This window comes from Pseudoxanthomonas sp. LH2527 (assembly GCF_022539275.1).
Taxonomy (GTDB): domain Bacteria; phylum Pseudomonadota; class Gammaproteobacteria; order Xanthomonadales; family Xanthomonadaceae; genus Pseudoxanthomonas_A.
Genome location: NZ_JAKZBW010000013.1, coordinates 53,537 through 68,202 on the forward strand (window position 1 = coordinate 53,537; position 14,666 = coordinate 68,202).

Consider the following 14,666-nt stretch of genomic DNA (forward strand, 5'->3'; position numbering starts at 1 on the left):
CAGCCAGAGAGATGGCTGCAAGGCGCTCAATCAACCAGGTGGCTCCGCATCGCACTGATCGAGGTGCTGGAGCGATCGACGACCGTCAGCGGAGAGCGTGCCCGGCCAGCTCCATTTCCAGGCCGGGGCAAGCCATCCCTGCTGAAACAGGGGCAGCCTGCGGGCTTCGGCACGGTCGGCGACGCCATCAGGATGCACGACACCTGCAAGGCGGGCACCGCACCGGGAAAGACCGGGCGCATCTCGCACAGGAACACCCGGGCGCCGCGCGATGTGCTCGGCGCACGCGTTTCCTCTTCGCCGTGGCACGCCCGTATGGGCAGGGTGTGGAGGCTGACGGCCGGCAGGAACGCCAGATGCCGACGAGGTACCCGATCAGCCCGTGTACCGCGCCTTCATCCATCCGACCATGGCCGTCATCAGCCGCTGGCGATGGTGGCGCGCATAGAACGTGTGGTCGCAATCGACCCAGTAGTCGGTGGTCATGCGCGGCGAGCGCATGACGTCGCCAAAGCACTCCCTCGCTTGCCGCTTGTGGTTGTAGTAGCGCTCGATGCCGCCGGTGTAAAGCATGAACACGCTGGCACCCCGCGCATCCAGCGCCTGCAGTCGCTGCACCGCTTCCGGCTGGGTCGGAAAATCGCGGAAGCTGTTCGCGTCGATGCCATCGCTCCCGGCCGAGGTGCGCCGCCGCAGCAACCTGCCGATCGCACGCAGGACCTTGCCGGGATGCAACAGACGCGGTAGGTAATAGCGCACGCGATACCCGAACGTGGTGTAGGCCACGCCATCCAGCAGCAACAGTCCGGTAACGCGCTTCTCATCGGGTGCGATGTTGAAGGCGTCGTCCGCCGCCGAACACAGTCCACCCAGCACGTACTGGCGCACACCGGTCTCACGCGCCACCACGTCCATGGCGGCGGCGGCTTCCCTGCGCTTGCGGCCTTCACCCGCGTGCGAAGACACCGGGCTGTCGCCCAGCCCCGACTGATCGAAGCGGAACACGACGAAACCCTCGGCCGCCAATGCCCGCGCCAGCTGCACATACATGCGGAACGGTCCGACCCGCTGGACCAGCCCGGCATTCAACAGCACCACGGCCGTGGCGTTTGGCTGACCCGCAGGACGCGTCAGCACGCCGACGAGCCCTTCGCCGAAGGTATGGGCCGTTTCCAGGATGCCCGGCGCGCGCTCCGCGTCCCGTGCCTGTCCCATGTCCAGTGCCATGGTGGTCATTCCCGTGCCTCCATCAACAGGGTGGCGAGCTGGATCACGCTGCGACGTGGCAGCGCCTGGTTCTCGAACTGCATGGGGTCGTCCCACGGCGGCCTGTCGTCCGTCGCCAGGTGCGTGATCTGCACCGCGACGCCGGCATGCTGTTGTGCATCGATGAAGGCCTGCACGTCGGCGTCGACATTCCACACGACGACATGCACACGGCTGCCCGCGGGCAACGGGCGGGTGCGGAAATCGAGCTCGGACAGGCCCTTGAGGAACGCGGGTGCCACGTCGAAGCCCAGCAGTTCGTCCTCCGCCGTCGCGCGGCGGCGACGCGTGATGTAACGCCCCACGTCCTTGAGCTGCTCCTGGTGCTGGCGGCGCCAGCGATCGACCAGCGGACCGCCGCGCACGACCGGATCCCACAGCACCAGATCGACCGGAGCCGCACCGGCGCTCGCGGCCAGCAGCACCGGCAGGCAGGCACTGCGCAAGGCCAGCGTGCGCGGCGCGAGCGCACCCGTCGTCACCTGCTCGAACGCGATCTGCAGATCCCGCTGCATGCCCTCGAGGCCCAGCTGCGACGTATCGCCTGCGGAGTCGCCCGAGCCGAACCAGTCGAAGCGCAACGCCATGCCCTGCTGGCTGGCCACGGCCTCGCACAGCGTCCACAGCGCGCGCTGGCTCATGATGCCTTCCTGCAACAACGGAGCGACGCACAGCAGGCCAGGCACCGAGACCTCCGAAGGCCGGCCGCGCTGGTGGCGCATGCCGAACAGGCGGCGCTGTTCCGGCCCGAAGAAGAATGCCGCACCCGCATCCGGGCCGGCCTCGGTTCCCGCGCTTTGCTCGCCCGGCGAGGGGACGTCATGCTGCTCCGACGCGAACATCGCAGAAGGCAGCTCCATGGCCAGCTGCGCCAGGGTCTGGGTGGCCAGCGGCATCAGCTTCAGCTTGGCGCCGGTGTCCTTGGCGACACGGCTCGCCATCTGCACGGCCACCATCGAATGGCCGCCCAGATCGAAGAAGTTGTCGCCGGGCGAGACGGAGGTCTCCAGCATCTCGGACCACACGCCGGCGAGATAGGTGATGCGCGGATCCTGCCCCGGTACCCGCACCCTGGCCTGCGGGCTGTCGCCGCCCTGCACGGCTTCAGGCGCATCCGCCGTCTCGTGGAGCACGACAGGAGGCAGGGTGAAGTCGCCAAACCCATCGATGCGTCCGTGCGGCGCCGTGGCGATACCCTCCAACAGGGCGACATAGTGGCCGCGCAACGCGGCGACATCGTCTTCAAGAAGCACATCGGCGTTGTAGACCATGCTCGCGATGATCCCGTCATCGCGCTCCAGGATCCACAGGCCCAGATCTTCCGTCGCCCCGGGCTGGAAAACCTCCAGCCGCTGGTGTTCCAGATTGCCCCAGCGCGTCACGCGCTGGCGGATGTCCTGCATCGAGAACAGCGTCTGGTACAGCGCGGACATGCGCTGCCCGCCACGCGAACTGAGCTCCTGCGCGACCTCCTCCAGACGGATGTCGGGGTTCGCGAAACTGTCCAGCACCACGTCCTTGACGCGCTTGACGGCATCGGAGAACGGCAGCGCGGGATCGATCCGCACCCGCAGCGGCAGCAGGTTGGTGAAGTAGCCCATCAGCTCCTCGACCTCGGCGCTGTTGCGGCCGCGCACGGGCGTGGCGATCACCATGTCCTTGCGGCCGGTGACCCGGTTGAGCAGCACGAAGTAGGCCGCCAGCAGCACCACGAACAGCGTGGCATCCATGGCCAGGCCGACCTTGCGGAGCCGGTCGCCAAGCGCCTTGTCGATGTGGAAGCCCTGCGACAGCCCGCGCCCGGAGGCCGTGCCGCGCTTGCTGCGTCCGCGCGACAGGTCGAGGACGCCGCCCTCCCCCGCCTCGTAGGGTTCGCCCAGCTTGTTGCGCCAGAACTCGCGCTGCCGCGCATACCCCTCGCTGGCCACCCACTCGCGATGCCACACCGAGAAGTCGCCGTACGTGACCGGCAGGACCGGCAACGCCGGCGCACGATCTTCGAGCAGCGCGGCGTAGGATTCCGCGAGGTCGCGGTAGAGCAGATCGAACGACCAGCCGTCCCAGATGATGTGGTGGGTCATGAACATCAGCGCATGACGCCCCTCATCGAACTTGAACAGGCGCGCGCGGAACAGCGGCGCACCGACCAGGTCGAACGGCGTTTCGATCATGCTCTTCAGGCGCTGCGCGAGGACACGCTCGCGTTCCGCAAGCGGTATCGCGCGCAGGTCCTCGACATCCAGCAGGCCGCTGTCCATCCGGTCGTGGACGACCTGCACGCTGTCGCCGCCGCGCTCTTCGATGGTGGTGCGCAGCACCGCCTGCCGCTGCATGACGATCTGGAACGCCTGCTCGAACTTCGGCAGGTCCAGCGCACCGATCAACCAGTGCGCAGACGGCGTGTTGTAGGTCAGCTGGCCGGGGTTGAAGTCCTCCAGCAGCTTGAGGCGCTCCTGGATCAGGGACAACGGTGCCTCGCGCTGGTCCGTGCGGTGCAGGATCGGCGGCCGCGGCGGCAACGCATCCGGCGAAGCGCTGTCGATGGTCGCGGCCAGCTTCTCCACGGTCGGCGCGTCGAACAGCGTCCGCAGCGACAGGCCCAACGACAGTTCGCGATTGAGGCGCGAGGTCAGTTGCGCCGCCAGCAGCGAATGTCCGCCGTTGGCGAAGAAGTTGTCGTGTACGCCCACCTCCGGCAGGCCCAGCACGCTGGCCATGATCACGGCCACCTTGCGCTCCAGCTCGGTACGCGGCGGCGTGAAGTCGCCGGCGTGCGCGACAGTCAGGTCCGGGACCGGCAGCGCGCCGCGGTTGACCTTGCCGTTGGGCAGCAACGGGATGGCCGGCAGGCGGACGAAGTGCTGCGGCACCATGTAGTCGGGCAGATGGCGCTTTAGGTGGGCGACCAGGGCAGCGTCGTCCAGGTCGATGCCCTCGGCCAGCACCACGTAGGCGACCAGGCGTACGTCACCGGGACGGTCCTCGCGCGCCATCGCCACGGCGCGGGTGACACCGCGGTGCGCCAGCAGTTGGCTCTCGATTTCCCCCAGTTCGATGCGGAAGCCCCGCACCTTCACCTGGAAATCCAGCCGCCCCATGTGCTCGAGGTGGCCATCGGCGCGCCAGCGGCCGCGGTCACCGGTGCGATAGAGCATGGGAGACGGGATGCCGGTACCGAAGCCGTGGGCCGTGTCGGCGAACACGTCGGACAGGAAACGGTCGGCGGTCAGTTCGGGACGCCCCAGATAGCCGAGGGTCACGCCTTCGCCGCCGATGCTGATCTCGCCCGGCACGCCCAGCGGCAACGGTTGTCCCGCGGCATCCAGGATCCAGACCTGGGTGTTGGCGATCGGATGACCGATGTGGATGTCGGGTGCACCGGCAACCGGCGCCTGCACGCGCATCACGGTCGACCACACCGTGGTCTCCGTCGGTCCGTAGAGATTCCACAGCTCACCGCAGCGCGCCAGCAAGGCCTGCGCCAGGTCCGGCGGCAGCGGTTCGCCTCCGCACATGGCCTTGAAGCCCGTACGGCCTTCCCAGCCTGCCTCCAGCAGCAGGCGCCAGCTGGCCGGCGTCGCCTGCATGGCGGTGGCCTGCGTGGTCTGCAGCAGCGTCGACAACGCGGCGCCGTCGATCACCGTGTGCTTGCCCGCCACGATGACCTGGGCGCCCACGCTCAGCGGCAACAGCAATTCGAGCACGGCGATGTCGAAGGACAGCGTGGTGACGGCCACCAGCCGGTCGTCGATCGCCAGCCCCGGCTCGGCCTGCATGCCGGTGATGAAATTGGACACCGCGCGGTGCGGTACCTGCACGCCCTTGGGGCGACCGGTGGACCCGGAGGTGTAGATCACGTAGGCCGGCGATTCCGGGTCGGCGGCTCCTGCGTCATGCGGCAGGCGCGCATCCCCCACCGCTTCCAGTTCGGATGCCAGCGCATCCAGCGCCAGCACCGGACGCCCCCGCAGATCGAAGTTCGCCGCGTGCTGCCGCTGGGTGACCAGCGCTGCCAGCCCTGCGTCACCGGCCATGTAGGCCAGTCGCTCGGCGGGGAACTGCGGATCCAGCGGCACATAGCCGGCACCGGCCTTCAGGATGCCCAGCAGGGCCGCCAGCATCTCCGTGCCACGATCCAGCGCCAGCCCCACCAGCGCCCCCTTGTGCACGCCCTGCGCACGCAACAGGCGTGCGATGCGGTTGGCGCGAGACTCAAGCTGCCGATACGTCAGTTCGCCATCGTCCGCGCGCACGGCCATGCGGTCCGGTGCACGGTCGCACTGGCGCTCGACATGCTGGTGCATCAGGCACTGCCGGTCGAACGCGACCGGGGCCGGTCGCCGTGCAAGCAGCTCGGCCAGCGCGCCCGGGCCTACCAGCGGCAATCGGGAAATCCGCTCGTCTGGCGCGTCGCAGGCGCCTCGCAGCAGGGTTTCGTATGCGGCAAGCCAGCGCCGCACCGTCTGCGCGTCGAACAGGTCGGTGTTGTACTGCGTCTCCATGCGCAGCATGCCGTCGACCTGCACGGCATTGATGGACAACTCGAAGTTCTCGCAGCTCCGGGCATTGGTGGTGAAGTCGAGTGCCAGCCCCGGGAAGCCGGACTTCTCCTGATCCAACGCCTGGTCGATGTTGAACATCACGCTGACCAGCGGCAGGCGGGCGGGATCGCGCGCGATACGCAGCTTCTTCAGCAGCGTGCCGAAGGTGTAGCGCTGGTGCTCGATCGCATCCAGCAAGGTCGCCTGCGCGCCCGCCAGCACCTGGGTGAAACCCTGTTCGGGCTGCAGGTCGAACCTGAGCGGCAACAGGTTGACGCAGTGGCCCACCAGATGGTCATGCCCATCGACGGATTGCCCGGCCGCAGGAATGCCGACCACCACATCATCCTGCCCTGCGATGCGCGACATCAGCGTGGCGAATCCACCCAGCAGCGTCGCGAACAGGCTGGCGCCGCGGCGCGCGCCCAGGCGACGCAGCGCCGTCACCAGTTCGGCATCCAGCACGTGGTCCTCGCGCCGCGAAGCGAAGGTGCGGCGGCCCGGACGCGGACGATCGGTCGGCAGTTCCAGCACCGGCGGCTCGCCGGCGAACTGCGACATCCAGTAGCTCTCGTCTTCGCGGAACTGCGGCCCGACCGGATGCAGGGCCTCCGCCAACGCGTAGTCGGCGTAGCTGTCGTTCGGCACCGCTGGCATACCCCCGTCGCCACCGGCGTAGGCCGCACCCAGTTCGCGGACGATGACCCACCATGACCAGCCGTCGCAGACGATGTGGTGCGCATGCATCAGCAGCACGTGGTCGTGGGCGTCGAGTTGCAGCAGTTCCGCACGGAACAGTCGTCCCTGTTCCAGCACGAACGGGGTCTCCACCCCCAGACGGCGGCGATCGGACAAGACGGCTTCGCGTTGCGAAGCATCCAGGCGCGACAGATCGGTGAACGACAGCAGCAACGGAGCGTGCTCCAGCACGCAGAACGTCTCGCCGTCCGGACCGATGCTGGCACGCAACGCGTCGTGACGCGCCACCACGGTCTGCAGCGCATGCTGGAGGCGCTCTGCATCCAGCGTGCCTCGCAGGCGCAGGGACACCGACTCGTTGTAGGCCAGCGACGCTTCCTCGCCCAGTTGCGACGCCAGCCAGACCTCGCGCTGCGGCTCCGTGGTCGGCACCACGCGCGCGAGGGCACCGCCAGCGAAGGGATCGTAGTCGACGACGACGGACCCGAACGGCGCCACCGGCATCACGCTGCTCACGCGCTCACCCTCATGTACTGACCGGGCACCTCCGGATTCTCCACATACCAGGCGGGACGGCCCTCGTGGTCGCGCCCCAGGCGCGCGCCGGGCACGATGGGCTTGTCGGCATCCATGACGGTGAGCGGCGTCAGTACGCTGCGCGGCAACAACTGCGCCTCCTGCAACTCCAGCACCGCTTCCTTCCATGCCTTGGCGATGGCCTGGAAATCCGCCTCGCTGTGCGCGGTGGTGAAGAAGCACGGGAAGTTGTCGAGGATGTGGATGCCACGGCTGCGCATCATCGCGAACAGCAGGTCCTGCAGCGGATGCTCTTCGTCGAAGTGGGTGCGCCACAACGAGGCGAAGTGCTTGATCCGCACCGGCGCCCCGACGCTCGCCGAGAAGGCATTCAGTTCGTCCGCCATCGCCGCGGTCCGCGCGTTGAGGTGCTGCTGCAGCGCTGCGCCCTGCTCCTTCATGTGCAGCAGCGAGGCTTTCGCGGCCGCCAGCGTCAGCGGGTGGCGCACGAACGTGCCGGCGAAGTAGGTCACGCCCGCCGGCGGCGTGGAATCGTCGCCGTACTGCCAGTAGCCGCCGTCCAGCGCATCCATGTACTCGCGCTTGCCGGCCATCACGCCGATCGGATAACCGCCGCCGACCACCTTGCCGTAGGTGCAGAGATCCGCCCTGATATCGAACAGCGCCTGCGCGCCACCCGGATGCGAGCGGAAGCCGGTGATCACCTCGTCGAAGATCAGCACGGCGCCTGCGTCGGCGGTGATCTTGCGGACTTCCTTCAGGAATTCGACCGGCTGGAAATCGGGACGACGGCTCTGCACCGGCTCCACCAGGACGGCCGCCAGCTCGTGTGCGCGCTCGCGGATGATCTGCAGCGTCTCCGGCGTGCCGTAGTCCAGTACCAGCACCTTCTCCGCGGTGTTGCGCAGGATGCCCGGGGCCGCCGGCACGGCCCGCAGCTTCTTGGTGCCGCGCACGATCACTTCGTCGTTGATGCCGTGGTACGAACCCGAGAACACCACGATGGTCTCGCGACCGGTGGCCGTGCGCGCGATGCGCATCGCGCCGAGCACGGCTTCGGAGCCGGTGTTGCACAGCGCGGCACGGTCGTGCCCGGTCAGTTCGCAGACCAGCTGCGACACTTCGCCGGCCAGCGGATGCATGGGGCCGATCTCGTAGCCGTCATCGATCTGCCGCTTGACCGCCTGCACCACGAAGTCCGGTTGCCAGCCGAACAGGCTGGTGCCGAATCCGTTGAGCGCGTCGACGTACTCATGCCCGTCGATATCCCATACATGCGAGCCCTTCGAGCGCTCCACCACGATCTGGTAGACGATCTCCTTGGTCAGCGGGCGGAAGCCGGTCACCACGCGCGGATCGGCCATGTGGGCGCGATGCTGCTGCGTGTACGCCTTCGACTTGGGCGTGCGCGCGGTGTAGCGACGGATGAAGCCATCGAGCCGCTCGCGCTGATGGGGATTCAGTTCGGTGCCGTTGTGGGCATCGATGCGGGCGATGGCGCCGAAGGCCTTCTTGACGTCGTAGCGCGTGTGCGCGAGCGCCGCTTCCTCATCGGCAACCGCGGCAACGTCCGAACGCGCCGGGGCGACGGCCGGCGCGGGGACAGGCGCTGCAACGGCCGCGGCCACCGCCGGAGGCGTGGCAACGGGCGCGACGGCAAGCGGCGCAGGCGCAGTACCGGCAAGCAGGGCCAGCTGCTGCGACATCAGCTGCATCTGCTGGGCGATCAGCTGGCTCAGGGCGTCGCCGTTCGCCAGCGCCTGGAGCGGCGCCGGCGCCAGCAGAGCCGCCGGCAGCGGTACGGGCATCGCCGGCATCGCCATGGCGGACTGCGCAACGGCCTGGACGGTCGTCGTGGCCGCAACCGGCGCAGGGGCTGCTTCCGCCGGCAACTGCGCATCCAGGCCCTGGGTCAGGCGATCGAGGCTGGCGTATTCCCCCATCAACTGGCGGAAGGTGATGCGCACCGGGAAGGTCTTCTGCAACTGCAGCGCCACCTGGGTCAGCATCAGGCTGTCCAGCCCCAGCTCGATGAAGTTCGCATCGCCATCCGCATCGGACAGCTCGAAGCCGGCCACGTCCTCGAAGACCTCGCGCAGCTGCGCGGCGATGCGGGGACGACGGTCGGGGGCGGGCGGTGCGAGTTCTGGGACAACGGACATCAGCGGCTCCGGGACCGCGCGTGCGGCCATGCTGGGATGGGGAACGACATTGCGGGGCACCACCTCGTGTGCCTCCACCCAATAACGCTTTTTCTCGAACGGATAGGTCGGCAGCCGCAGGCGCAAGCGCCGGTCCCGGCGATCCAGGGCCGCTGCGCTCACCGCGATACCGTGCGACCACAGCTGGCCGAAGGCGCCGAGCAGCGCGGCCTGCTCGTCTTCCACGCTGTCGGCCAGCGAGGCCACCGCGGCGATCCGCTGCTTCTGCAGCAGCGGCTGCTGGCGCGAGAGCGTGGCCAGCGTGTTGCGGGGACCGATCTCGAGCAACACACGGCCGGGGCGGTCGAGCAGCTGGGCAATGGCGGCGGAGAAGCGGACGGGCTCGCGCAGGTGGCGCGACCAGTAGTCGGGAGACACCGCCTGATGGTCGTCCAGCCACGCACCGGTCGCAGTGGACAGGATGGGCAGCGACGGCGCGCTGCGCGCCAGTGCTTCCACCTCGGCACGGAACACGGGCACCACGGCATCCATCATCGAGGAGTGGAACGCGTGCGAGGTCTTCAATGCACGGCAGGCCACGCCCTCACCCTCCAGTTGCTGCTGGAAGGCGGTGATGCCCTCGTGCGGACCGGCCACGACGCAGGCACCCGGCGCATTCTCAGCCGCCAACGACAAGGCGTCGGGCAGGCGCGGCAGCAAGGCGTCGAGCGACAGGCGCACCGAGAGCATCGCCCCCGCCGGCTGCGCCTGCATCAGGCGGCCGCGACGTGCGACTAGGCGCAGCGCGTCCGGCAGCGCGAACACGCCCGCCAGCGTGGCGGCGACGAACTCACCGACGCTGTGGCCGACCATGGCGGCAGGCACCACGCCATGCGACATCCACCAGCGGGCCAGCGCGTATTCGATGCTGAAGATCGCCGGCTGCATGATGGCGGTCGGGAGCAACGCGTCGACGTCGTCGCCGAACACCAGCGCACGCAGGTCCTGCCCCAGCTCGGCATCGAGCACGCGCGCGCAGTCGTCGAACGCGGCACGGAACGCCGGCTCAAGCGCGTACAGCGTGCGGCCCATGCCGGCGTACTGGCAGCCCTGCCCGGGGAACATGAACACCACGTCCCCCGCCTGTGCCGGTCGCGACTTCGCAGCCGCCGCCGACAGATCCGCACTGCGCAGCTGCGTGATGGCGGCGGCGGCGCTGTCGGCCGCCACGGCGATGCGGTGCGGGAACAGCTTGCGCCCCACGGCCAGCGTCCATGCCACGTCGGCGAGGTTGGCGTCGGGCGCGTTCTCCAGATGGTCGGCCAACCGTGCGGCGGCTTCCACCAGCGCATCGGGCGTTCGTGCCGAGAGCGTCAGCAGTTGGGCGCCCTCCGCCGGTTCCGAGGGTACGAGGGCGGGCGCTTCCTCCATGATCACGTGCGCATTGGTGCCTCCCACGCCGAAAGAGCTGACGCCCGCGCGGCGCGGCTGGCCATCGACCGCTTCCCACGGCTGCAGTTCGCCACTCACGCGGAACGGCGTGCGCGCGAAATCGATCACCGGATTCGCCTGGCGGAAATGCGCGGTCGGCGGCAGGCACTGGTGGCGCAACGCATAGGCGGTCTTGATCACGCCCGCCGCACCGGCCGCCATCAGCAGGTGGCCGACATTGCTCTTCACCGAACCGACCACGCAGAAGCCGGTATCGTCGGTGGCTTGTCGGAAGGCACGCGTAAGGCCCTCGATCTCGATGGGATCCCCCATCGGCGTCGCCGTGCCGTGCGCCTCCACGTAGCCGATGCTGCGCGCATCCACGCCCGCGTCGGCGTGCGCCATCGCGATCACGGCCGCCTGCCCTTCGCTGCTCGGCGCGGTGAAGCTGGCCTTCTGGCCGCCATCGTTGTTGATCGCCGCGCCACGCACCACGGCATGGACGGGATTGCCGTCGGCGATGGCGTCGGACAGACGCTTCAGCAGCACCACGGCCGCGCCATCGCTGAACACCGTGCCGCTGGCCTCGGCATCGAAACTGCGCGTATGGCCGTCGGCAGACAGCATGCCGCCTTCCTGGTACACGTGTCCGCTGCGTACCGGACAGGTCACGGCGATGCCACCGGCCAGCGCCATGCCGCAGCGGCCGGCACGCAGGCTGTCGACCGCCTGGCTGATCGCGACCAGCGACGTGGAGCACGCGGTGTGCACGCTGACGGCCGGACCGGTCAGGTTCAACTTGTGCGCCACGCGCGTGGCGATGTAGTCCTTCTCGTTGCCCAGCATCACCTGGAACGCGCCGAGCTTGTCGATCAGGTCCGGGTGCGCCAGCACGTTGCGCTGGTAGTAGCTGGCGTTGTACATGCCGGCGAACACACCGACCGGGACCTCGCTGGCGTCCGGCACGTGGCCGGCGCGCTCCATGCATTCCCAGCACAGCTCCAGGAAGATGCGCTGCTGCGGGTCCATGAGCTCGGCTTCCTTCGGCGAGATGCCGAAGAACGCGGCGTCGAACTTGTCCACGTCCTCGAACACGCCGCGCGCGGGCACGTAGGCCGGATGCGCACGCAGTTCCTCCGGAATGTCCAGGTCCAGTTCGTCGTCGGCGAACCGGCTGACGCTGTCGCGACCGGCGCACAGGTTGTCCCAGAACGCCTCCACCGTGGTGGCGCCGGGGAAGCGTCCGGCCATGGCGATGATGGCGATGGGCTCGTGTGCCGACGTTTCGCCACGCAGCGACAGGCGCGAGCGGTCCAGCGGCTCGCGCTGTCCGTCCGCCAGCGTGGCGGCAAGCTGCGCCGGCGTTGGTGCGCGGAACAGGGCCATCGCCGGCACGTCGCCCAGGCGCTCGCGTCGCGCAGCTTCCAGCACGCGGATCGCCAGCAGCGACGTCCCGCCGAGATCGAAGAAATTGTCGTCGCGCCCCAGGTCTTCCAGGTCAAGGACCTCGGCAAAAATGCGGCAGAGCGCGGCCTCATTCGCGTCGCGTGGCGCGTTGTACGCGCCTGCCCACTCGGGCCGCTGCCGGCCCGGACGCGGCAGTTTTTGGCGATCCAGCTTGCCGTTGGGCGACAGCGGCAACGCGTCCATCTGCACGTAGGCCACCGGCACCATGTAGTCGGGCAATGCGCCCACCAGGTGCTGGCGCAGGCGTTCGACATCCACTGGCGCTGCGGGATTCTGCGGCGACACATACGCCACCAGCCGCTTGAGGCCCGGGGTGTCCTCGCGAGCGAGCACACCTGCCTCACGCACGCCGGGGAACGCCATCACCTGCGCCTCGATCTCGCCCAGTTCCACGCGGAAGCCACGGATCTTCACCTGGAAGTCCTGGCGCCCCAGGTATTCGATGGTGCCGTCCGGCAACCAGCGTCCCAGGTCGCCGGTCCGGTACATGCGCGCACCGTCGGCCGCCACGAACGGATCCGGCAGGAAACGCTCGGCCGTCAGATCGTCGCGCTGCAGATAACCTCGCGCAACCACCGGGCCCGCGAGGTAGAGCTCGCCCACCACGCCGTGTGGCAGCGGCTGTCCGTGCGCATCGAGCACGTAGACGCGCGCATTGGCGATCGGCTTTCCGATGGTCGGCAGGCGCGGCCACGCACGTGGGTCTTCCGGCAACGTCAGCGCCGTGACCACGTGCGTCTCGGTCGGCCCGTAGTGATTGTGCAGGCGGCAGCCGGGCAGCTGCTCGAAGAAGCGCACGATCTTCGGCTCGATGCGCAGTTGCTCGCCCGCGGTGATGATCTCGCGCAGCACGCAGTCCGGACGCTGGCCAGGCGGCAGCGCGGCAAGATGCCCTTCCAGGCCTTCCGCCAGCATCTGCAGCGCGAAATAAGGCAGGAACATGCGTTCCACGCGCTGCTCGACGATGAAATCGAACAGCTTGCCCGCACTCATGCGGGTGTCCTGGTCGATGGCGATGAGCGTGCCGCCGGTGGACAGCGTGGCGAACACTTCCTGGAAGGCGACATCGAAGCCGAGCGCGGCGAACTGCAACGTGCGCAGCGGCCCGCCATTGCCCGGCTCACGCGCCTGCCACTGGATCAGGTTGACGAGCGGCCCGTGCGGCATGGCCACGCCCTTGGGCTTGCCCGTCGAACCGGAGGTGTAGAGCACATAGGCCAGGTTGGCCGACGCCGCCGCGTCCGTTCCGTCCAGATCATGCGATGGCTGCTGGCGCCACGCCGCCTCGTCCGTTCCCAGTTCCACGACCGCGAGCGATGCCGGCAACTGACCGAACACCGCCTCGACCGGCTGTTCCATGCCCGTCATCGTCAACAGCACGCGCGGGGCGCTGTCGGACAGCGTGAAGGCCAGGCGCTCGGGTGGATAGGTCGGATCCAGCGGCACGTAGGCCGCGCCCGCCTTCAGCACGGCGAGCAAGCCGACCACCATCTCGATCCCGCGATCCAGGTAGATCGCCACACGGTCGTCGAGCCCGACGCCCAGGTGTTGCAGGTGTCGCGCGAGCTGATTGGCCTGCGCGTTCAACTCGGCGTAGGCAAGACGGCGGGCGCCGTGGACCAGCGCAATCGCCTCCGGCGTCCGCGTCACCTGCGCCTCGAACAGACGGTGCACGGCCGCCACCGGATCGCGGGGCATGGCGGTCGCGTTACCGTGCTCGATCGTTGCCTGCGCCTGCGCAGACGACAGCAGTGGCAGCCGATACAGCGGCTGATTCGCATCGGAAGACAGGCCGTCCAGCAGGTTCGACCAGGCCTGCAGCATCTGTTGCAGCGCCTGCGGAGAGAACGCGCCGGTCGAGCTGCGCATGACCAACGCGTCGGCGGTGATCGCCAGCTCCAGTTCCACCGTCTCAGGCGCGTGACTGTTGACGCCGGCAAGGAAGGGGCGTTGCCCGTCTTCATCCGCCAGCCCGCTCAGATCGGCCAGTCTCTCGGACGTCAGGCCGGTAAGCGCGTCTTCGGCGGCACGCTGCATCCGCAGTTGCGTCAGCGCGGAGGTGATCGTCGTAGCGTCATCGACATCGAAGCGCAGCGGGAGCAGACCTTCATCCGCATCGCTGTCGATCGAGGTGACCAGCACGACGGCGCCCTGGTTCGTCAGGCGCGCCAACAGCAGCGCCCACAGCACGCTGGCGATCTCGCCAGCGTCGGCCGAGATCCGATCTGACACGCCTGCAAGAGACGGCGGCAGCGCCGCCTCGATCCGTGCGCCCTCACCGATCGATGGCTGCCGCCAAGGCATGTCCGGATAAGCGACCGTGCCCGACAGGACGTCCTGCCAGTGGCTGGCGCTGTCAGCGTAAGTACTCACCGATCCCCACCCTGCCATTGCTGGCATTCCCTGTTCACACCCATCAACGTACGCCGCGACGGGATGAGGCCAAGGGCCGCGATGGAATCAGGGATACGAATACGCCGCGCGATCACCCGTCGGCACGCTTGCGTGCGGAGTGCGGCAGGTGGATACAAGCGGGCTGTTCGCGCCGCTGAGGCGTGTTCCCATCAGGTCCGCTGCGCACCGC

The 14,666-nt window shown here is 68.6% G+C and carries 3 protein-coding genes; all 3 read right to left on the reverse strand.

The window, feature by feature from the left end; translation table 11 throughout:
- Positions 1 to 375 precede the first annotated feature (375 nt).
- From MMG85_RS09115 to MMG85_RS09125, 3 genes are read right to left on the reverse strand one after another with little or no spacing between them, the layout of a single operon-like run.
- Complete coding sequence (locus tag MMG85_RS09115) at positions 376 to 1,236, reverse strand: hypothetical protein (RefSeq protein WP_241045760.1); 861 nt, start codon at positions 1,234 to 1,236, stop codon at positions 376 to 378.
- Positions 1,233 to 7,022, reverse strand: a complete 5,790-nt coding sequence (locus MMG85_RS09120; protein ID WP_241045761.1) for a non-ribosomal peptide synthetase — start codon at positions 7,020 to 7,022, stop codon at positions 1,233 to 1,235. The genes MMG85_RS09115 and MMG85_RS09120 overlap by 4 nt, the downstream gene beginning before the upstream one ends.
- Positions 7,019 to 14,455 (reverse strand): polyketide synthase, encoded by a 7,437-nt coding sequence (locus tag MMG85_RS09125; RefSeq protein WP_241045762.1) that lies wholly within the window; start codon positions 14,453 to 14,455, stop codon positions 7,019 to 7,021. The genes MMG85_RS09120 and MMG85_RS09125 overlap by 4 nt, the downstream gene beginning before the upstream one ends.
- Positions 14,456 to 14,666: the final 211 nt, after the last annotated feature.